This window comes from Celeribacter sp. SCSIO 80838, from assembly GCF_056498065.1.
This window is the reverse complement of record NZ_JAZKMA010000001.1, coordinates 2,195,906-2,217,505: the sequence shown is the minus strand read 5'-3', so window position 1 is coordinate 2,217,505 and position 21,600 is coordinate 2,195,906. Positions and strand designations below refer to the sequence as shown.

At 63.5% G+C, this 21,600-nt stretch carries 14 protein-coding genes; 4 read left to right on the top strand and 10 right to left on the bottom strand.

All coding sequences use genetic code 11. The features are described from left to right. Positions 1 to 154: 154 nt before the first annotated feature. Positions 155 to 1,528: an aminotransferase family protein gene (locus V1475_RS11145; RefSeq protein WP_479412798.1), complete on the top strand. Its 1,374-nt coding sequence runs from the start codon at positions 155 to 157 to the stop codon at positions 1,526 to 1,528. 31 nt (positions 1,529 to 1,559) lie between these two features. On the opposite strand, the gene eutC is transcribed toward V1475_RS11145, so the two are convergent. The 3 genes from eutC to V1475_RS11130 form a co-directional block, all read right to left on the bottom strand. Continuing rightward, complete coding sequence (eutC, locus tag V1475_RS11140) at positions 1,560 to 2,321, bottom strand: ethanolamine ammonia-lyase subunit EutC (protein ID WP_479412797.1); 762 nt, start codon at positions 2,319 to 2,321, stop codon at positions 1,560 to 1,562. Continuing rightward, on the bottom strand, positions 2,318 to 3,700 hold the full coding sequence (locus tag V1475_RS11135; protein ID WP_479412796.1) for an ethanolamine ammonia-lyase subunit EutB: 1,383 nt from the start codon (positions 3,698 to 3,700) through the stop codon (positions 2,318 to 2,320). The genes eutC and V1475_RS11135 overlap by 4 nt, the downstream gene beginning before the upstream one ends. A gap of 96 nt (positions 3,701 to 3,796) precedes the next feature. After that, positions 3,797 to 4,492 carry a TetR/AcrR family transcriptional regulator gene (locus V1475_RS11130; protein ID WP_479412795.1) on the bottom strand — a complete coding sequence of 232 codons (696 nt, stop codon included), beginning with the start codon at positions 4,490 to 4,492 and terminating at the stop codon, positions 3,797 to 3,799. 209 nt (positions 4,493 to 4,701) lie between these two features. Between V1475_RS11130 and V1475_RS11125 the strand changes: the two genes are divergently transcribed. After that, on the top strand, positions 4,702 to 5,880 hold the full coding sequence (locus V1475_RS11125; RefSeq protein WP_434287745.1) for an efflux RND transporter periplasmic adaptor subunit: 1,179 nt from the start codon (positions 4,702 to 4,704) through the stop codon (positions 5,878 to 5,880). Between the two features lie 21 nt (positions 5,881 to 5,901). Continuing rightward, positions 5,902 to 9,009: an efflux RND transporter permease subunit gene (locus tag V1475_RS11120; RefSeq protein ID WP_479412794.1), complete on the top strand. Its 3,108-nt coding sequence runs from the start codon at positions 5,902 to 5,904 to the stop codon at positions 9,007 to 9,009. A 66-nt stretch (positions 9,010 to 9,075) separates the two neighbouring features. On the opposite strand, the gene mntR is transcribed toward V1475_RS11120, so the two are convergent. Next, a complete protein-coding gene (mntR, locus tag V1475_RS11115; protein ID WP_434287747.1) occupies positions 9,076 to 9,492 on the bottom strand; it encodes a manganese-binding transcriptional regulator MntR in 417 nt (138 codons plus the stop codon). Positions 9,493 to 9,667: 175 nt separating this feature from the next. Here mntR and V1475_RS11110 point away from each other — a divergent pair, with 175 nt between their 5' ends. Next, a complete protein-coding gene (locus V1475_RS11110) occupies positions 9,668 to 10,957 on the top strand; it encodes an Nramp family divalent metal transporter (RefSeq protein WP_479412793.1) in 1,290 nt (429 codons plus the stop codon). A 53-nt stretch (positions 10,958 to 11,010) separates the two neighbouring features. Here V1475_RS11110 and V1475_RS11105 read toward each other — a convergent pair whose 3' ends face one another. From V1475_RS11105 to glgB, 6 genes are read right to left on the bottom strand one after another with little or no spacing between them, the layout of a single operon-like run. After that, positions 11,011 to 12,642 (bottom strand): alpha-D-glucose phosphate-specific phosphoglucomutase, encoded by a 1,632-nt coding sequence (locus V1475_RS11105; protein ID WP_479412792.1) that lies wholly within the window; start codon positions 12,640 to 12,642, stop codon positions 11,011 to 11,013. A 14-nt stretch (positions 12,643 to 12,656) separates the two neighbouring features. Further along, positions 12,657 to 14,522 carry a 4-alpha-glucanotransferase gene (gene malQ, locus V1475_RS11100; RefSeq protein ID WP_479412791.1) on the bottom strand — a complete coding sequence of 622 codons (1,866 nt, stop codon included), beginning with the start codon at positions 14,520 to 14,522 and terminating at the stop codon, positions 12,657 to 12,659. Further along, complete coding sequence (gene glgX / locus V1475_RS11095) at positions 14,515 to 16,605, bottom strand: glycogen debranching protein GlgX (RefSeq protein ID WP_479412790.1); 2,091 nt, start codon at positions 16,603 to 16,605, stop codon at positions 14,515 to 14,517. Before glgX ends, malQ begins: the two co-directional genes overlap by 8 nt. Before the next feature lie 2 nt (positions 16,606 to 16,607). Then, on the bottom strand, positions 16,608 to 18,068 hold the full coding sequence (glgA, locus tag V1475_RS11090) for a glycogen synthase GlgA (RefSeq protein WP_479412789.1): 1,461 nt from the start codon (positions 18,066 to 18,068) through the stop codon (positions 16,608 to 16,610). 10 nt (positions 18,069 to 18,078) lie between these two features. Then, positions 18,079 to 19,341, bottom strand: coding sequence for a glucose-1-phosphate adenylyltransferase (glgC, locus tag V1475_RS11085; RefSeq protein WP_479412788.1), 1,263 nt, complete (start codon positions 19,339 to 19,341; stop codon positions 18,079 to 18,081). 58 nt (positions 19,342 to 19,399) lie between these two features. Beyond that, positions 19,400 to 21,592: a 1,4-alpha-glucan branching protein GlgB gene (gene glgB / locus V1475_RS11080; protein WP_479412787.1), complete on the bottom strand. Its 2,193-nt coding sequence runs from the start codon at positions 21,590 to 21,592 to the stop codon at positions 19,400 to 19,402. Positions 21,593 to 21,600: the final 8 nt, after the last annotated feature.

The window sequence follows — 21,600 nt, the reverse complement described above, 5'->3', positions numbered from 1 at the left end:
AGCATTTCAAAACAATGAGTCCAGAAAGTTTGCGCTCATATTTTGACCATTTGATATAAAAAATGACTGGCCCGATAAATCTAAAGCCCTGGCTCTATAGGCCCTGCCTGCAAGCGGTGATTTACTTGCGCCAAGAAACACGGAGTCTCCCGCCATGCACGACAATGATCTTTCCGCCGTTATCGAGGCCGACCGCGCCCACGTTTGGCACCATATGTTCCAGCACCAGCTTTTGGAAACGCGCGATCCCCGGATCATCGTCGAGGGCAAAGGCATGCGGGTTTGGGACCAGAACGGGCGCGAATTCCTTGACGCCGTGTCCGGCGGTGTCTGGACGGTGAACGTCGGCTATGGCCGCGAGCGGATCGCCAATGCGGTGCGCGATCAGTTGATCAAGATGAACTATTTCGCGGGCTCCGCGGGGTCCATTCCGGCGGCGAAATTCGCCGAGGTTCTGACCGCGAAAACGCCGGGGCTGTCGCGGATGTATTACTGCAACTCCGGCTCAGAAGCCAATGAAAAGGCTTTCAAAATGGTGCGCCAGATTTCGGCGCAGCGCTATGGTGGCAAGAAATCCAAAATCCTCTACCGCGACCGCGATTACCACGGCACGACGATCGCCACGCTCTCGGCCTGCGGCCAGCAGCAGCGCGCGACGCATTACGGACCGTTTGTGCCGGATTTCGTCGAGGTGCCGCATTGCCTTGAGTACCGCAAACAGTGGGACGTCGAGAATTACGGCGAGCGCGCCGCAGAGGCCATCGAAGAGGTGATCCTGCGCGAGGGCCCCGACACGGTGGGCGCGCTCTGCCTTGAGCCGGTGACGGCGGGCGGTGGTGTGATCACGCCGCCGAAAGGCTACTGGGAGAAAATTCAGGAGATCTGCCGCAAGTATGACATCCTGTTGCATATCGACGAAGTCGTGTGTGGCATGGGGCGCACGGGCGAGTGGTTCGGCTATCAGAACTACGGCATCGAGCCGGATTTCGTGACCACCGCGAAGGGCGTGGCCTCCGGCTATGCGGCGATTGCCGTGATGCTGGCGTCCGACCGGGTGTTCGACATGTTCAAGGACAAGCCCGAAGACCCGCTGAACCACTTCCGCGACATTTCCACCTTTGGCGGCTGCACCGGCGGTCCGGCGGCAGCGCTTGAGAACGTGGCGATCATCGAGGAAGAGGGCCTGTTGGACAACACCAAGGTGATGGGCAAGCGGTTGATGGACGGGTTGGCTGCGCTTGAGGACAAGCATGAGTTGATCGGTAACACGCGTGGTCTGGGCCTGTTCTGCGGGGCGGAATTGGTGGCGGATCGCGAGACCAAAGAACCGCTCGCCGAGAAGCTGGTTCAGGCGGTGGTCGCCGAGTGCGACAAGCAGGGCGTGATCATCGGCGCGACCATGCGCTCGCTGCCGGGCTTCAACAACACGCTGTGCTTCTCGCCCGCGCTGATCTCGAAAGAGGACGACATCGACGAGATCCTGAGTGCCGTCGACAACGCCCTAACCACGGTTGCGGCGGAGATGTAAGATCGCCCCTCACCGCATTGAAATCTAAAGATTACGCCTCGCCGATGTGCGGGGCGTTTTCTTGTTCGAGTGACCCGCCTTCTTCTTTGAGGCCGGTGCCGGTGAGACCGCGTTTGAGGGCCTCGCGGGTGAGCCATGCGATTTTCGTCGCGGCCTGATCATAGGACATGCCGCCCTTGCCGTGGATGTTCGACAGGCAGTTGCGAAGACTATCCTTGAGGCCCGGTTTGGGTCCATAGGTCAGATAGGCGCCGAGGCTGTCGGCCACGGTCAGGCCGGGGCGCTCGCCGACCAAGAGCACGACCAAACGCGCGCCGAGGGCCGCGCCGATCTCGTCGCCGATGGCGACACGGGCCTGGGTGGCGACCACGACCGGGCCAAGGGTCAGGGCGTCGAGCTTGGCGCTTGCCGCGTGAACCACGGCGGCGGCATGGGCCTGAACGGCGGCGGAGGACAGGCCGTCGGCGATGACAAATGCCACGTCGCAGGGGGTACGGGCGTTGAGTTTTTCGGCCTCGCCCGCTCCGAGTTTACGGCCAAGGTCCGGGCGGCGCAGGTAGCTGGCGCGGTCGGGGGCGGCGGAGGCGACGCGGATCACCTCGAATGGGGCAAGCTCGGCCTCCAAGGCACCCACATCGAGGCCGGAATGCACCGCATCGCGGGCGCGGGCATGGGCGAATTGGAACTCAAGATTGGCCCCGGTCGGAAGCCCCGCGCCGTTGCGGCCAAGGCCGATGCGGGCGGGGGTGGCGGCGCGCAGGGCGGCCCATTTGTCGTTCACCACATCGCTCATTGCGCCGCCTCCAAAAGCCGTGCCGCGCCCAGATCGCTTTGCAGCAGATGGCCGGTTTCGGACACAAGCCCCATGGCGGTGAGCCAACTTTCGAACTCCGGCGCGGCCTTGAGGCCCAGAGAATTGCGCAAATAGGCGATGTCGTGGAACGACAGGCTTTGATAGTTGAGCATGATGTCATCGGCCCCCGGCACCCCGATCAGGAATTGCGCACGGGCATTGGCGAGAAGCGTCATCAAAACATCCATGTCGTTCTGATCGGCCTCGGCATGGTTGGTGTAGCAGACGTCACAGCCCATCGGCAGGCCGAGGAGTTTGCCGCAGAATACATCCTCAAGCCCGGCGCGGATGATTTCCTTGCCATCATAAAGATATTCCGGCCCGATAAAGCCCACCACCGTGTTGACGATCAGCGGATCGAAGGCGCGGCAGACGGCATAGGCGCGGGCCTCGACGGTTTGCTGGTCGATGCCGTGATGGGCGTCGGCGGAGAGGGCTGACCCCTGCCCGGTTTCGAAATACATGACGTTCTGGCCGACCGTGCCCCGGTTTAGCGAGAGCGCAGCGTCATGGGAGTCCTTGAGGATCGACAGGGTGACGCCAAACCCCTCATTCGCGGCCTCGGTGCCCGCAACGGATTGGAACACCAGATCGAGGGGTGCGCCGCGATTGATGATCTCGATCGAGTTGGTGACATGGGTCAGAACGCAGCTTTGCGTCGGGATGTCGTAACGGCCACGCAGATCGTCGAGCATGGAGATCAGCGTCATGGCGGTCGGGATATTGTCGGTCGCCGGGTTGATGCCGATGACCGCATCGCCGACCGCATAGGACAGGCCGTCGAGGGTGGAGGCGACGATGCCTTTCAGATCGTCCTGCGGATGGTTGGGCTGAAGCCGCGATCCGATGCGGCCCTCAAGGCCCAGAGTGGAGCGGAAGGCCGTGACCACGGTGATCTTGCGCGCGACCGCAATCAGATCGCGGTTGCGCATGAGCTTTGACACCGCCGCCGCCATTTCCGGCATGAGACCGGGAGCAAGCGCCTTCAAAGCAGCGGGTGTGGCGGCGTCGGACAGGAGCCAGTCGCGGAACTGACCGACGGTCATATGCGAGACGGGGGCGAAAGCCGCCGCGTCATGCGTGTCGACGATCAGACGGGTGACCTCATCGTCCTCATAGGGGACCAGCATCTCTTCGAGGAAGGTTTTCAGAGGCAGATCGGCCAGAACCATCTGGGCGGCGACGCGCTCGACATCGCTTGTCGCGATCAGCCCGGCCAGAGCATCGCCCGAGCGCGCGGGCGTGGCCTTGGCCATGACGCCTGCGAGGTTGGAAAAGCCAAACACCTCTCCGCCGAGGGTGGTGCGATAGATCGGCATGCGTTCGTCCCGTTGCTGTCTCGTCCCAAAACCCTAGCGACGAAAGCCGGAGGGTTCGAGAGCACGCGCAACCGCAGCCGGGGCGGGCCTGCAAATTCAGGCGTCATCGCCCATTTTTACGGCACAGCCCGTCAGGAAAAGCCGGACCGCCAAAGCGCGCCGCTCCGCCAAAATCTCGGGCGTCGGTTCGGCGAACTCGAGATCGAGCAGGCGCACAAGAGGATCGCCGAAAGCCATGCTGACAATGAGATCGGCCGACAGCGCCGCCTGATCCGGGGCAAGCGACAGGCGCCCCGCCGTGATTTCGCGCATGATTTCGTCGCGCACATAGCCGGTCAACCGCCCGCGCCCCTCATGCACCAGCCCACGCGCCAGCGCCGGATAGGTCTGCGCCCGCGCCACCATGGTGCGCAGGAATTCCAACTTGTGCCGGTCCGATCCGGGCGGTTTGTTGAAGGTCAAAAGCAGATCGAGCCGCTCGGAAAACGGCCTGTCCTGATCCTCTTCGGGCAGGGGCTGAAAAATCGAGGCGCTGACGCGAGCGATGACGCGACCCAGAAGCGCTTCCTGACTGTCGAAATGCGCGTAGAGCGTGCGCTTCGACATGCCCGCGCGCCGGGCGATGGCGGACATGGTGACCTGATCGAAGCCGCGCTCCATCATGAGCGCATGGGTGGCGTCGAGGATCACCTCTTCGCGCGCCTCGAAATCCATCTGCACCGGTCGCCCGCGCTTGCGTGCTCCGGTCTCTTGCGACGCGGCCCCCTCAGGCTCTGCCTCATATTTAGACATCTGCGACAGCCCACAACTCCCTGCTCAGATGCGCACATCCCGCGCGCTTTACAAAACTATCGGGTTTCTTTAATCAAAATTCAAGCGAAGTTCCAATGCACAGATTACGCACAGCCGGAACCTGCCCTGACCGCCGCGCATTCGCGCCCCTCAAAACCCCTTGAGCCCCGATCGCAAACGATCCGGGGTCTGTTTTGCCGGAGACTTTCATGCCCAGCCCACGCCCTGTCCTGCCCCGCCGGACCGCCGCTCTGCTCGCCCTCGCCCTGATGGCGGGCCAGCCCGTTCTGGCCCAAAACGCCCCGCCGCCGACGCCTGTGACCGTGGTCACGCTCTCGTCGGGGGATGTGACGCTCAGCAGCCCGCTGCCGGGCCGGGTCGCCGCCTCTGCCGAGGCCGAGGTCCGTCCGCAGGTCGGCGGCATCATCCAGAAGCGGCTGTTTCAGGAAGGCAGCACGGTGAGCGAGGGCGATCCGCTTTATCAGATCGACGCGGCGACCTATGAAGCGGTGAAGGCCGTGGCGGAGGCGAGCCTTGCACAGGCGAAAGCGGCGCTGAAATCGGCGGAAATCGAATACGAGCGCCAGCAGGAGCTGAAGACCCGCAATGTCGTGGCGCAGCAGAACCTCGACAGCGCGATTGCCGAGCGCGACAGTGCGCTCGCGGCGGTGAAAGTGGCCGAGGCCAATCTTTTGTCGGCGGAGATCGACCTTGAACGGACCCAGATCCGGGCGCCGATTTCCGGGGCTGTGGGTCTGAGCGCGGTGAGCCAGGGGGCGCTTGTGACCTCCGGGCAATCGACCGCGCTGACCACGATCCGGGCGCTCGATCCGGTCTATGTCGACGTGACGCAGGCGGCCTCCGAGATGCTGCGCTGGCGACGGATGGGCAGCGGGTCGGAATTTGCCGAGACGCTCGGCCAGACCGTGACGCTGACGCTCGCGGATGGCAGTTCCTATGAGTTCAAGGGCGAATTGTCCGCTGCGGAGCCTTACGTGAACGAAGACACCGGCACGATCGTGCTGCGGCTCTCCTTCCCGAACCCGGACCATTTCCTGCTGCCGGGCATGTATGTTCAGGTCGAGATGCCGCAGGGCGTGGTGCCCGGCGCGGTGCTTGTTCCGCAGGAAGCGGTGACGCGCGACCGGCGCGGGCGTCCGATGGCTTTGGTCGTGAATGGCGAGAACGTGGTGGAAAGCCGCGTGCTCGACGTGGTGAGCGATCAGGGCGACAACTGGGTGGTGACCGGCGGCGTGGCCGAGGGCGAACGCGTGATCGTCGCGGGTCTTCAGAAGACCGCCGCAGGCGCCACCGTGACGCCGCAGGAACAGGGCGCCGAGGCTCCGGCCGCGCCCGCTGCTGCCCAAGACGCCCAGCCCAGCGAATGACCGGCATAAGGACCTGTTGATATGGCTCGTTTTTTCATCGACCGCCCGGTCTTTGCCTGGGTGATTTCCATCCTGATCATGGGGATCGGCCTTTTGTCGATCTTCACGCTCCCGGTGGCGCAATATCCGCAGATCGCACCGCCCTCGGTGTCGATCCGCACCACCTACCCCGGCGCTTCCGCCGAAACGGTGGCCAACACCGTGACCCAGATCATCGAACAGCAGATGACCGGGCTCGACGGCATGCGCTATATGTCGTCCTCGTCGACCTCGGCGGGCTCGGCCTCGATCACGCTGACCTTTGCGACCGGCACCGACCCGGACATCGCGCAGGTGCAGGTGCAGAACAAACTGTCGCAGGCCACTGCCCTTCTGCCCGATGCGGTGCAGAAACAGGGTGTGACGGTGCAGAAAAGCTCCGCCGGCTTCCTGATGGTGCTGGGGGTGATCTCCCGCGACGGCAGCATGGATCAGGCCGACCTTGCCGACTATCTCAACACCAATATGGTGGATGCGTTCAGCCGGATCGAAGGCGTGGGCGGCACGCAGGTGTTCGGCGCAAAATACGCCATGCGGATCTGGCTCGATCCGTCGAAACTTGCGGCCTTCGACATGACCCCGTCGGATGTGGTGTCCGCCGTCTCGGGCTATAACGCGCAGATCTCTGCCGGCTCCTTCGGCTCGCTGCCCTCGCCCGAGGGTCAGGCCTTCACCGCCACGATCTCCGCACAATCTCTACTGCAAACCCCGGACGATTTCCGCAACATCATCCTGCGCTCGGAATCCGACGGCGGCCTCGTGCTTCTGGACGATGTGGCGCGGGTCGAGGTGGGGGCGGAGAATTACTCCACGATCTCGCAATACAACGGCCAGCCCGCCTCGGGCATGGCGATCCAGCTCGCCCCCGGCGCCAACGCGCTCGACACCTCGAAACGGGTGCGTGCGATGATCGACGAATATGCGCAATACTTCCCCGAGGGCATGGATTACGTCATCCCCTATGACACCACGCCCTTCATCGAGATCTCGATCCATGAGGTGCAGAAAACGCTGATGGAGGCCATCGTTCTGGTGTTCTTCGTGATGCTTCTGTTCCTGCAAAACATCCGTGCGACGCTCATTCCGACGCTGGCGGTGCCGGTCGTTATCCTTGGGACTTTCGCAATCCTCGCGGTCTTCGGGTTCACGATCAACGTGCTGACCATGCTCGCCATGGTGCTCGCCATCGGTCTTCTGGTCGATGACGCCATCGTGGTGGTGGAGAACGTCGAGCGGATCATGGAAGAGGAAGGGCTGAGCCCCCGCGAGGCCACGCGCAAGTCGATGGACCAGATCACCGGCGCTCTCGTGGGCATCGCCCTCGTGCTCTCGGCGGTGTTCATCCCGATGGCCTTCTTCGGTGGCTCGACGGGCGTGATTTATCGCCAGTTCTCGATCACCATCGTCTCGGCCATGCTCCTCTCCGTGGTGGTCGCGCTGACGCTGACACCGGCGCTCTGCGCCACCATCCTGCGCGGCAAGGATGCGCATCACGCCAAGCGCGGGCCGTTCGGCTGGTTCAACAAGGCCTTCGACAAGCTCTCCGGCGGCTATGGCTCGACCGTGGGCTATATGGTGCGGCGTCCGTTGCGGATGCTCGTCATCTATGGCGGCATGGGGGCGGGCATCGCCTGGCTGTTCATGCAGACCCCGACCGGGTTCCTGCCGGACGAGGATCAGGGCATCATGATGGCGCTGGTACAGGGGCCTGCGGGCTCCACCGCCGAGAACACGCTCGCGGCCAACGCCCAGATCAAGGACTATTTCCTCTCCGCCGAAAGCGAGAATGTCGATGCGGTGTTCAGCATCGCGGGCTTCTCCTTCTCCGGTCAGGGGCAGAACAACGGTCTGGCCTTTATCCGGATGAAGGACTGGGAGGAACGCTCTTCCCCGGCGCAATCGGTGCAGGCCATCGCGGGCCGTGCTTTCCCCGCCTTCATGGGCATTCAGGAAGCCATGGCCTTCCCGATCGTGCCGCCCGCGGTGATCGAGCTTGGCAACGTCTCGGGGTTCGACTTCTACCTGCAAGCGCAGGGCGGTCAGACCCACGAACAGCTTCTGGAAGCGCGCAACATGTTGTTGGGCATGGCCGGACAAAGCCCGCTCATTGCCTCCGTGCGGCCTTCGGGTCTTGAGGATGCGACGCAGTTCAAGCTCGACATCGACTGGCGCGCCGCCGGGGCCATGGGCATCGATCCGGGCGACGTCGGCGACACGCTGTCGATCGCCATGGCCGGGTCCTATGTCAACGACTTCAACGACAATGGCCGCACCAAGCGCGTCTATGTCCAAGGCGATGCCGACAGCCGGGCCACACCGGAGGACCTACAGAAATGGCGGGTGCGCAACTCGTCGGGCGAACTGGTGCCGTTCTCGAACTTCACCTCCGAGCAATGGGTCTATGGTCCTCAGGGCCTGACCCGCTACAACGGCACGCCGTCGATGCAGATCCAGGGCTCTCCCGCCCCGGGCGTGTCGACCGGCGAGGCCATGGCGGAGATCGAAAACCTCGTCAGCCAGATCCCCGGCGGCTATTCGGTGGCCTGGACCGGTCTGTCGCTTGAGGAAAAGGACTCCGGCTCGCAGGCACCGATGCTCTACATGCTGTCGCTGGCCGCGATCTTCTTCTGTCTCGCGGCGCTTTATGAGAGCTGGGCGATCCCCTTCTCCGTCATGCTCGCCATGCCGGTGGGGATTTTGGGAACGCTGTTCACCGCCTGGCATTTCGGCTTCGACAACGGCGTGTTCTTTCAGGTCGGCCTTTTGACCGTGATCGGTCTGACCGGCAAGAACGCCATCCTGATCGTCGAGTTCGCGCGTGAACAGGTGGATGCGGGCAAGGATATGTTCGAGGCGGTGCTGACCGCGGCGAAGCAGCGCTTCCGCCCGATCATCATGACCTCGATGGCCTTCTCCTTGGGCGTTGTGCCGCTGGTGCTCTCCTCGGGTGCGGGTGCGGGCGGTCGTCGGGCCGTGGGGGCTGCCGTGCTCGGCGGCACCATCACCGGGACCGTTTTCGGCATCCTCTTCGTGCCGCTGTTCTTTGTGATCGTGCGCAAGGTCTTCGGCGGCAAGAAGAAAACCGCCTGACGGGATCGGGACACAGGACAACGAAAGGCCGGGCGTTTTGCCCGGCCTTTTTCTTTGCCGTCCGGTTTACGTGTTTTTGAGAAAGGCTTCGAAGGCGGCGAGGGTCTCGTCGGAGACGTGGTGCTCGATCCCTTCGGCATCCAGTTCGGCGACCTCTTCGGGCACGCCCACCGCGACCAGAAGTTCGACCACCGTGCGGTGGCGGGCCCGCACACGCTCGGCCAGATCGGCACCCTCCTCGGTCAGGAACACGCCACGATAGGGCCGTGCCGTGGCCAGACCTTCGCGTTTGAGGCGTGAGATCGCCTTGGTCGCCGTGGGTTGCGCGACCCCCATGCGTTCGGCGATGTCGGCGACGCGTGCCTCACCCAACTCGGTGATCAGATCGCCGATCATTTCCACGTAATCTTCCAGAAGCGCGACCGATTGCGCCTCGCGCGCACGGGCGAAGCGTTCGGGAACCTGTCCGTCGATCTCGGTCATGCGCGCCTCCTCTTTGCCGAAGATATAGTCACACCCGGCCCGAAGGACCAGTGTGCGGCATGAAAATACATCTGCACAAAAAATTGTGTTTTGCAAGAAATATAGCAATGGCTATAAATCGAACGCAAGAAAGCCATCCGAGTCGCCTTTGGCGACCAGTCAGGACCCACCACACATGCTCGATCTTTCCAGAAACACCCGTACTGGCATCGCCGCCGTTCTGCGTGGCGAGCGCCATGGGTTGCGCGCGCGGCTGTTGTTCGCAGGCCCTGCGATCATCGCCTCCGTGGCCTATATGGACCCGGGCAATTATGCCACGAACATTCAGGCGGGGGCCGGGTACGGCTATACGCTTTTGTGGGTCGTGCTGCTGGCCAACCTCATCGCCATGCTGTTTCAGGCGCTCTCCGCCCGGCTCGGCATCGTCACCGGCAAGAACCTTGCCGAGTTGTCGCGGGACAATTTCTCGAAACCCGTGGTTCTGGTGATGTGGTTCGTGAGCGAGATCGCCGCCATGGCCACCGACCTCGCCGAATTCCTCGGCGGTGCCATCGGCCTGTCGCTTTTGTTCAACCTGCCGCTCATCGTCGGCATGGCGATCACCGCCCTCGTGACCTATGGCATCCTCTTGTTCGAGGGCCGCGGGTTTCGCCCGATGGAGCTGATCATCGGCGCGATGGTGGGGGTGATCGGCCTGTGTTACCTTGCCGAGATTCTGATCGCCCCGATTGACTGGCAGGCCACCGGGCTTGGCCTCGTCAGCCCCGCCCTGCCCGATCATGCCGCTCTGACGATTGCCGTGGGGATCATCGGCGCGACGGTCATGCCGCATGCGATCTACCTGCACTCGGGCCTCACCCAGTCCCGCGCAGCACCCCGCGACGACAATGACCGGCGCAAGCTTTTGGGCTTTTCCAACACCGAAGTGGTTCTGGCGCTGGCGGTGGCGGGGATGGTCAATATGGCGATGGTGATGATGGCGGCGAGCGCCTTTCACCAAGGCCATTCCGACGTCTCCGAGATCGAGACCGCCTATCACACGCTCACACCCTTGCTGGGCGGCGCGGCGGCGGCGATCTTTCTGACCTCTCTCATCGCCTCGGGGGTGTCGTCCTCCGTCGTCGGCACCATGGCCGGGCAGATGATCATGCAGGGCTTTCTGCACATCCGTATCCCGATCTGGCTGCGCCGCCTGATCACCATGGTTCCGGCCTTTGTCGTCGTGGCCATGGGCATCAACGCCACGCAGGCGCTCGTCGTGTCTCAGGTGATCCTCTCCATCGCCCTGCCGGTGCCGATGATCGCGCTGATCGTCTTCGTCGCCCGCCGCGACATCATGGGGGTGTTCGCCGTCTCGCCGCTGATCCGCCTGCTGGCGATCTTGGGCGCGATTGCGGTCCTGAGCCTGAATTTCGTGCTTCTGGCCGGAGCTTTCGGCCTGCCCATTCCGTTTCTCGAGGGGTGAAACGCAAAAAGGCCGGGGCAATCCCCGGCCTTTCTCATCTCGGTCAACCCCTCTCAGGTGATGACATCCGGGGCATTCCGCCCTGTGCGGGCCCGGATTTCCGCAAGGCTGTCCGCTGCCGCCGCAATCCCCGAAAGCGCGTTCTGCGGATTGTCCTGAAGCGCTGCCGCGTTGGTTTCCACTTTTTCGAGATAGACCCGAAGCGTCGCGCCCTCGGTGCCGGTGCCGGAGAGCCGGAACACGATCCGCCCACCGCATTTGAACAGGATGCGAATGCCCTGCCCTTCGGAGCGCGACCCGTCAACCGGATCGTCATAGGCGAACTCGTCGGCGGCCTCGATAGTCATGCCCTCCACCTCACGGCCCGGCAGGTTCGGCAGACGGGTGCGCAGCGCCTGCATCAGCCCGTGAGCCGCATCGCTGTCGACTGCTTCGAAATCGTGGCGGGAATAGTAGTTGCGACCGTATTTGGCCCAGTGATCGGCCATGATCTCCGCCACGCTCTGACCGCGCACGGCGAGCACGTTGAGCCAGAACAGCACGGCCCAGAGACCGTCCTTTTCGCGGACGTGATCGGAGCCGGTGCCGGCACTTTCCTCACCGCAAAGCGTCGCACGGCCCGCATCCAGGAGGTTGCCGAAGAATTTCCAACCCGTCGGCGTCTCGTAACAGGCAATGCCGAAGGCCTCGGCGACCCGGTCGAGCGCCCGCGAGGTCGGCATGGACCGCGCCACGCCCTTGAGCCCGCTCTTGTAGCCCGGCACCAAAGTGGCGTTGGCGGCCAGCACGGCAAGGCTGTCGGAGGGGGTCACATAGGCGTTGCGGCCCACGATCATATTGCGGTCGCCGTCGCCATCGGAGGCCGCGCCGAAATCCGGGGCGTCGCCGGAGAACATCAGATCCATCAGGGGTTTGGCCCAGATCGGGTTCGGGTCGGGGTGACCGCCGCCGAAATCCGGCGAGGGCACGGCATTGACCACGGAGCCCTCGGGGGCCCCCAGCGAGCCTTCGAGGATCGCCTTGGCATAGGGGCCGGTGACGGCATGCATGGCGTCGAAGCGCAGGGTGAAACCGGAGGCGAAAAGCGTGCGGATCGCTTCGAAATCGAAGATCTCTTCCATCATCAGATGGTAATCGGCGACCGGATCGACCACCTCGATCTCCATGCCGTAGAGCGTCGTCATGCCGGGGGCTGCGAGGTTGAGATCGTGGCTCTCGCAGATGACATATTCGCTGAGGCTCTGGGTCTCGGCATAAATCCGGTCGGTGATGCCTTCGTTGGCCGGGCCGCCATTGTCGCTGTTGAACTTGACGCCGAAATCCTCGGTCGGACCGCCGGGATTGTGCGAGGCGGACATGATGATGCCGCCATCGGTCTTGCGTTTACGAATGAGATTGGAGGCGGCCGGGGTCGACAGCAGGGCATTCACGCCGACGATGACCTTTTTCGCCCCGTTGGCGGCGGCCATGCGCAGGATCACCTGTGCGGCACGGTCGTTGAAATAGCGCCCGTCGCCGCCCAGCACATAGGTCTTGCCCTCGGCGCCGCCGGTGGCGTTGAAAATCGACTGAACGAAGTTTTCCAAATAATGCGGCTGCATGAAAACCGGGGTTTTCTTGCGCAGGCCTGATGTGCCGGGCTTCTGGCCTTCGATCGGGGTCGTGGCAACCACAGTGCGGGTCATGGAGTCTTCCTCTTTCAACGGTCGTTCCGGCGCATGATCTCGGCCACGCGCTCAAGTTTCTCATGGGAGGCCAAGGCCTCTCCCCCGCCCGGCAGCCGAATGCGCCAGTTGGGATATTCGCTGGTGGTGCCCGGCAGGTTCTGCTGCTCCACCATATCAAGAATCACCTCGGCTTGCACCGCGACAAGTCGCGACGGCGTGCGTGCAAGAAAGTCGTGCAGATCGTCCTGATCCGTGCCCGCGACCACGCGGTCGATGGCGGCCACTTCGCGGATGCGATGGGCTTTGTTTTCAGCGGCTTGTGCGGCGTCGAGACCGCCCGCCTTCTGCCGCGCGGTGATCTCGGCGCCTTGCCGCCAACCGAGCCAGGTCGGCAGGTCGTGGGTCGAGAAAGAGGCCACCGCCGCCTCGTCGTAGGCCTCGGCGGGCTTGAACTCCGGGTCGTCCCAGTTCCAGCGTTCGAACATCGCCACCCGGCAACCCAAAACGCCCGACGCGCTCAGCGCCTCGCGCAGCCCGTCCGGGATATTACCGAGGTCTTCACCAACGATGATCCCGCCCGCCCGCGCCGCCTCGATCCGGGCGACGGCCAGCATGGCGTCGCGCGGCATGGCGACATAGGAGCCGGGCGCGTGTTGCGGCACCCAGAAGGTGCGCTCGAACCCGAGAATATGGTCGATCCGAAGCATGCCGGAGACCCGGAGCTGGCGCGCGAAGGTTTCAGAGAGCGGCGCATAGGCACGGTCCCGGAGCGTGATCGGATTGAACGGCGCGAGGCCCCAGTTCTGCCCCTCGGCGGAAAACGCATCGGGCGGCGCGCCCAGAGACGCGCCCAGGGCGAAGACCTCCCGGTCCTCCCATGTTTCGGCACCATGCGGATGGGTCCCGACAGCGAGATCGAGATAGATGCCATGCGCCATGCCAGAGGCTTTCGCCTCGTCCTGAAGCTCGCCCAGAGCCTCCTCGGCCTGCCATTGCAGCCAGGACCAGAACAGGATCTCTTCCTTGAGTTCAGAGCGCGCCGCGACGCAGGCTGCGCTCTCCGGGTCCTGATATTCGGCGGGCCAATGGCACCAGAACGGGCCATGGATCTCCGACAGCGCCTGATGCAGCGCGAAGGTTTCGAGCGACGGGCCCTCGGCGGCGACATAGGCCAGAAAGGCCGGGGCCGGGGTGGTTTTGTCGAAGACCTTGCGCAGGTTCTTGAGCCGGGTCGGACCGGCTTTGACATAGTCGATCAGCTTGCCGCCGCGCCCGGTGTCGGTGGCGAGGTAGAGCGCGTTGAGACGACGGCGGTGCGACGGCGTGTAGGGCGAGAACAGGCCGGGATCGGTGGGGAAACCGGCATGCACCGGGTTCATGCCGACAAAGCCCGCGCCCTTCGCACCGAGGCTTTGGACCACGGGCATGAGATCGCCGTAAGAGCCGATGCCCTTATCGGAGAGCGCATAGAGCGGTACGGTCATGCCCCAGCCGCGCGCAGGCAGCGGAATGGTTGCGGGGGCGGCCAGAAGCGTGATGCGCTGCGGGCCGTCGGGGAATTCGGCGATCAGGCGGTGGATGCCCAAAGGCAGCGCGGGCAGCGCGCCCACACCCTGCCCGCGGGTCTCTTCGCCGGTCTCGAGGATCAGTTCCCAGGACGCATCGCCAATGTCGACAAAGGGCTTGGCCCCCGCCTCGCAAACCACATCCCAAGGCAGAACCCCGTCGCCCTCTTCGAGATGCACGCGCGCCGCCTCTTCGGTCGCGGCCTCGATGCCCATCGCGGCCAGAAGGGCGACGGCGGTCTCGACCGTGGTGACGTGATGGACGCCCATCTGGTCGTAATACTCGGCATAAATACCGCGGTCATAGGCCAGTTCGAGCCTCAGGTCAGTCATTATAGGCCTCCAGCTCAAGCATCAGCGTCGTCTCACATCCGGCAAATACGGTGGGCAGGGTCATCACCTTGCCATCAATTTCGGGCCGCCCCGTGTCGATCCAAAGCCGCCAGCGCCGCCCCTCGGGGGCTTCCGGCAGCTTGACCTCGACATCGGGACCGCGGTTGAACACAAGGAAAAGCGCCTCTTCGCGTTGGGCGTAGATCGGTGTCCCCGAGGCGATGCGCATCTCGGCGCAGAGCGTCTTGAGATCCGGCGCGCCCCAGTCCTCGTCGCGCATCGGACGCCCGTCCGCGCGCCACCAGAACAGGTCTTCGAGACCGTCGACGATGCGTTCGCGGGCATGCAGAAAGCGTTTCTGCCGCAGGATCGGGTGTTCGCGCCGGAACGCGATCAGGCGGCGCACGAAATCGAGGAAATCCTCATCGTAATCCGACCAGTCGATCCAGCCGATCTCGCTGTCCTGACAATAGGCGTTGTTGTTGCCCCATTGCGTATTGCCCAGCTCGTCGCCCGCAAGGATCATCGGCGTGCCCTGCGAGAACATCACCGTGGCCAGCAGGTTGCGCCGCCGTTTGGCGCGGGCCGCAAGGATTTTCGCATCCTCGGTCGGCCCCTCGACGCCCATGTTGTCGGAGGCGTTGTCGTTGTGGCCGTCGCGGTTGCCCTCGCCATTGGCCTCGTTGTGCTTCTGGGTGTAGCTGACCACATCCATGAGCGTGAAACCGTCGTGCGCGGTGACGAAATTGACCGAGGTGGTGGCGGGACGACCGGAATGATCGAACTGAAGCGCCGAGCCGGTGATGCGGTCGGCGAGCACGGCGACGTGGCCCGCATCGCCGCGCCAGAAGCGCCGGACGCCATCGCGGAACTTGTCGTTCCACTCCAGGAAGGGCGGCGGAAAGCCCCCCACCCGGTAGCCGCCGGGACCGATGTCCCAAGGCTCGGCGATCAGTTTCACCCGGGTCAGAACCGGGTCCTGACGGATCGCATCGAAGAACGAGGCCCCCCGGTCGAAGCCGGAGGGGGTGCGGCCCAAGGTGGTGCAGAGATCGAAGCGGAAGCCGTCGACATGCATCTCTTGGGCCCAATACCTGAGCGAATCCAAAACCATACGCAGAACCATCGGGTGGTCGATGTTGAGCGTGTTGCCGGTGCCGGTGTCGTTGATGTAATAGCGCGGATCGTCGGCGAGACGGTAGTAGCTTCGGTTGTCGAGGCCGCGGAAAGAGAGCGTCGGACCGAGCTGGTTGCCCTCGCAGGAGTGGTTGTAGACCACGTCCATGATGACCTCGATCCCCGCCGAATGCAGCCGTGCGACCATGTGCTGGAACTCGGCGATCTGATCATGCGACAGGTAGCGCGGATCGGGGGCGAAAAACCCGAGCGTCTGATAGCCCCAGTAATTCACCAGCCCCTTCTCGATGAGGAAACGGTCGTTGAGAAAGGCCTGCACCGGCAAAAGCTCGATCGCGGTGACGCCGAGTTTCACGAGGTGATCAAGGATCGCGTCGGAGGCGAGACCAAGGAATTTGCCCTTGTGCTGCACATCGGGGTGAAGCTGGGTCATGCCTTTGACATGGGCCTCGTAGATCACCGATTGCGAGGTCGGACGCCACGGCGCCTTGTCCCGGCCCCAGGCGAAAAGCACGTCCTCGACGACGCAGCGCGGCATGTAGCGTGCGCTGTCGCGACGGTCGAAGGACAGGTCGACATCGGCATGCCCGACCCGGTAGCCCATCAGCGCATCGTGCCATTCGGGATGGCGCGTCAGGCGTTTGGCATAGGGGTCGAGAAGCAGCTTGTTGTAGTTGAACCGGTGGCCTTCGTGCGGCGCATAGGGGCCATCGGCGCGCAGACCGTACATCTGACCGGGACGCAGCCCCGGAACATAGCCGTGCCAGACATCGCCGTCGCGCTCCGGCAGGTCGATGCGGTGGGTTTCGGTCCGGCCGTCGGTCGAAAAGAGACAGAGCGTGATCCGGCGGGCATGTTCGGAGAACACGGCGAAATTGACGCCTTCGCCGTCGAACGTGGCCCCGAGGGGCGCGGCATGACCGCCAAGGATCGTCATAGAGCTCATGGTTACGCGTCCGCCTCATCCACTTCAGGGGCTGCCTCGGGGGTCGCGCCGACCATGTCCTTGAACAGATCGGCATAGGCTTCGGCGGAGGTATCCCAGCCCACGGGCTGCGCCATGGCGTTTTTCATCATCTGATGCCAGATCTTCGGCTTGGCGAAGAGATCGCACATGCGGTGGATCGCTGCCTCCAGCGCCTCGGTGGTGATCGGCGTGAATTGCAACCCGGTCGCCACACCGGCGGAGAGCGCTGCGGGGTTGGCCTGAATGACCGTGTCGGCGAGGCCGCCGGTCAAGGACACCAAAGGCAGGGTGCCGAAGCGCAGCCCGTAAAGCTGGGTCAGGCCGCAGGGTTCGAAACGCGACGGCACGAGGATGGCATCGCCGCCCTCGATCAGACGGCGGGCGAAGGCCTCGTCATAGCCGATGCGCACGGAAACGCCCGCGTATTTCAGCGCGGCATTGCGGAAGGCGCTTTCGAAATAGCCCTCGCCGGAGCCCAGAAGCGCCAGTTGCCCGCCCCGCTCGATCAGCGTCGGCAGCGCGTCGAGCAGGAGATCGAAGCCCTTCTGCCCGGTCAGCCGAGAGATCACGACACACAAAGGCCCGTCGCTTTCGGGCAGGCCAAGCTCCTCGCGCAGCGCCGCCTTGTGCTTTTCCTTGCCCTTGGGCGATTTGTAGGAGGGTTTCCAAAGATCGAGATCTATACCGTTAAGAATGCCGGTGAAATCGGCGCCACGGGCGGCAAGCACGCCCTCCATCCCCATGCCGAACGCGCCGTCCATCAGCTCGCGCGCATAGGTCGGGGACACGGTCGAAACCTTGGTCGCGGCCATGATCCCGGCCTTGAGCGTCGAGACCTGCCCCCAGTATTCGAACCCGCTCGAGGTAAAACCCTGCGGCGGCAGGCCGAGAGTGTAGACCATGTCGGCACCATAGCAGCCCTGAAAGGCGATGTTGTGAATGGTCATCAGGGTCTTGACCCGCTCGGCCGCGCCGAGTTCGCGCAGGTAGACGGGCGTCAAACCGGCCTGCCAGTCGTGCAGATGCAGCGCGTCGGGATGCCATTGTTCGATGCCATGGGCGGCGATCATCGCGGCGGCCAGCGACAGGGCGGCGAAGCGCTGGGGGTTGTCCCACCAGTCATGGCCGTCGGGGCCGTTATAGGGCTTGCCGTCGCGATCGTAGAGATGCGGCGCGTCGAGGATATAGAGCGGCGTGGCGTGTTTGCCCTCGCCCAGCGTGCCGCGGCGGATGCGGGCGAAGCCCCCGAACAGGTCCCAGACCTCGAACACGGTCTCGGCCTCGGGCTGGGCGGCGAGCACCTGACGGTAGCCGGGCAGAAGCGTGCGCATTTCGACCCCGTGGGAGGCCAGCGCGGACGGCAGAGAGCCCGCCACATCGGCGAGCCCCCCGGTCTTGATCAATGGCACGCATTCAGACGTGACCGACAGAACCTTGATCATCGGATGTTCCTCATAGCCCTTGTGACCTGCGGTCCAGCATGTCCTGTGTGATCAGGGTCACGCCACCCGGAGAAACCCGGAACCAACGGGCATCGACTTCCGGGTCCTCGCCGACGACGAGCCCCTCGGGCACCTGCACGCCGCGGTCGATCACCACGTTCTTGAGCTGGCAATGGCGGGCGATATTGGCCTTGGGCAGCACCACCGCACGTTCGAGCGAGGAATAGGAATTGGTCATAACTCCGGTGAACAGCAGGCTTTCGCGGATTTCCGTCCCGGAGATGATGCAGCCGCCGGAGACCATGGAACTCACGGCGGAGCCGCGGCGGTCGGGGCGGTCGTGGATAAATTTCGCGGGAGGGGTCAGTTCGGAATAGGTCCAGATCGGCCATTCGCGGTCCCAGAGATCGAGTTCCGGCGTGAAATCCGTGAGGTCGATATTGGCCTTCCAATAAGCGTCGATGGTGCCCACATCGCGCCAATAGGCCTCCGCATCCGGGTGGCGCACACAACTGTCGGTGAAACGGTGCGCCTGTGCCTTTCCGAGCTTCACCAGTTCGGGGATCAGGTCGTTGCCGAAATCGTGCGAGGAGTTCGGATCTTCCATATCCTCCAGAAGGCGTTCGCGCAGGAATTTCCAGTTGAAGACATAGATGCCCATCGAGGCCAGAGACTTGGTCGGCTCGCCGGGAATGGCGGGCGGATCGGCGGGTTTCTCGAGGAAGGTGGTGATGCGGTCGGTCGCATCCACGCCCATGACCCCAAAGGCAGAGGCCTCCTTGCGGTCCACGGTCAGACAGCCGATGGTGACATCGGCCTTGGTGTCGACGTGCTGGCGGATCATCACCTCGTAATCCATCTTGTAGATGTGATCGCCCGCGAGGATCAGGATGTAATCGACGTCATAGCTGTCGATGATGTCGATGTTCTGGGCCACGGCATCGGCGGTGCCGCGATACCAAGTGCTTTCCTCGTAGCGCTGCGAGGCGGGCAGGATGTCGAGGAATTCGTTGCGCTCGGCGCGGAAGAAGGTCCAGCCACGCTGGATGTGGCGAATGAGGGAGTGCGCCTTGTACTGGGTCGCGATCGCCATCTTGCGGATGCCGGAATTGAGCGCATTCGAGAGGGCGAAATCGACGATCCGGTTTTTACCGCCGAAATAAACGGCCGGTTTCACACGATCATTGGTCAATTCCTTGAGCCGCGAACCGCGGCCGCCAGCCAACACGAACGCCATGGTGCGCGGTGCCAGCCTGTTTCTCGAATTTGGCATGTCTATCCTCTCTGGTGCGTTTCCCGTGATCCGGTCCGTAATCCGGACCGCCCTCCAATCACGCGTCGTCTTTAACAAAAATCATAGTCGAAAGCGGCGGCAGGGTGATTGTGGCTGCCGCAGGCTGGCCCTGCCAGGCGTCCGCCTTGGCCAAAGCCGCGCCCATGTTGCCCCGACCACCGCCGCCATAACATTCCGCGTCACTGTTCAACGCTTCGATCCACTTGCCTTCCGACGGGAAGCCAAGCTTGTACTGCATCCGCTCGACCGGCGTGAAATTGCACACGACGACCACCTCGGGATCGCCCGGCTGGCCGCGGCGCACCCAGGCGTAGACGGAGGCTTCGGCATCGTTGGCCTCGATCCACTGGAACCCGCCGCCTTCGCAATCCTTGGCGTAAAGCGCGGGCGTCTCGCGGTAGAGCGTATTGAGATCGCGCACGAGGCGCTGAACCCCTTCGTGCATATTATACACGAGACAGGACCAGTCGATTTCCTTCTCGTGGTTCCATTCCTGCCACTGGGCGAATTCCTGCCCCATGAACAGAAGTTTCTTGCCGGGATGGCCCCACATGAAGCCGTAATAGGCGCGCAGGTTGGCGAATTTTTCCCATTCGTTGCCGGGCATTTTCGACAGCATGGACTGTTTGCCGTGCACCACCTCGTCATGGCTGATCGGCAGGATGAAATTCTCCGAGAACGCGTAATGCAGGCCGAAGGTCATCTGGTGGTGGTGGTATTTGCGGTGGATCGGCTCGCGGGACATGTAGTCCAGCGTGTCGTTCATCCAGCCCATGTTCCATTTGAAGCCAAAGCCCAGACCGCCGGTGTCGACCGGCGCGGAGACGCCCGCATAGGCGGTGCTTTCCTCGGCCACGGTCATGATCCCCGGCACTTCGCCATAGGTGAGCGTGTTCATGTCTTGCAGCATGGCGATGGCTTCGAAATTCTCCCGCCCGCCCTGGGAATTCGGAATCCACTGCCCCTCGGCACGGGAATAATCGCGATAGATCATCGAAGCCACGGCATCGACGCGCAGACCGTCGACATGGTATTCCTCGAGCCAGTAGAGCGCATTGGAGGTCAGGAAGTTGGCGACCTCGGTGCGACCGTAATTGTAGATCAGCGTGTTCCAGTCCTGATGGAACCCTTCGCGCGGATCGGCGTGCTCATAGAGCGCCGTGCCGTCGAAATGCGCCAGACCATGGCTGTCGGTCGGGAAATGTCCCGGCACCCAGTCGAGCAACACGCCCAGCCCCGCCTTATGCGCGGCGTTGACCAGATCGCGGAATTCGTGCGGCGGACCGAAGCGGATGGTCGGCGCGAACATGCCGACCGGCTGATAGCCCCAGGAGCCGTCGAACGGGTATTCGGAGATTGGCATCAGCTCGATATGGGTGAAGCCCATCTCTTTGGCATAATCCACCAGCTCGACGGCGGCTTCCTTGTAGGAAATGGGCCGCCCGCCTTCCTTGTGCCGCCAGGAGCCGAGTTGCACCTCGTAGATCGAGATCGGCTGATCGCGGCCCTGCAATTTCACGCGGGTGTCGATCCAGGCCTTGTCGGACCAGCCATAGCCGGAGATGTCGCGCACCATGGAGGCGGTTTCCGGCGGGTGTTGTGCGCCGAAACCGACCGGGTCGGCCTTGAGCCGGACGTCGCCATAGGCCCCCATCACCTCGAATTTATAGGCGGTGCCCTCGCCGAGTTGCGGCATGAAAATTTCCCAGACGCCGGTCGCGCCACGACGGCGCATGACATGGCGCCGTCCGTCCCAGGCGTTGAAATCGCCTACCAGAGACACGCGCCGCGCATTGGGGGCCCAGACCGCGAAATGCGTGCCCTTGGTGCCCTCGTGCTCCATCACATGCGCGCCGAGCGCCTTCCAGATGTGGTGGTGCGTGCCCTCGCCCAGGAGGTATTCGTCGATCTCGCCCAGCACCGGCCCGAAGCGGTAGGCATCGTCGACCTTCCAGACCTCTTGGCCGCAGGTGCCTTCGAGCAGGTAGGGTTTGGCACCCGTAACCTTGCCGTGGAACAGGCCCTTGAACCCCTCGACCCGACCGAGCGGATAGCGTTTGCCGCCGGAGAGCGCCACCATCGCCTCCGCACCGGGATCGTAGACGGTGACATGACGCACGCGACCGATCTTGTGCGGACCGAGGATGGCGAAAGGATCATCGAAACGTCCCTCGCAGATTTGGGTCAGGACCTTGGGGTCTGCGAAGTCGTTCTCGATCAGCGGGGACATATACGATT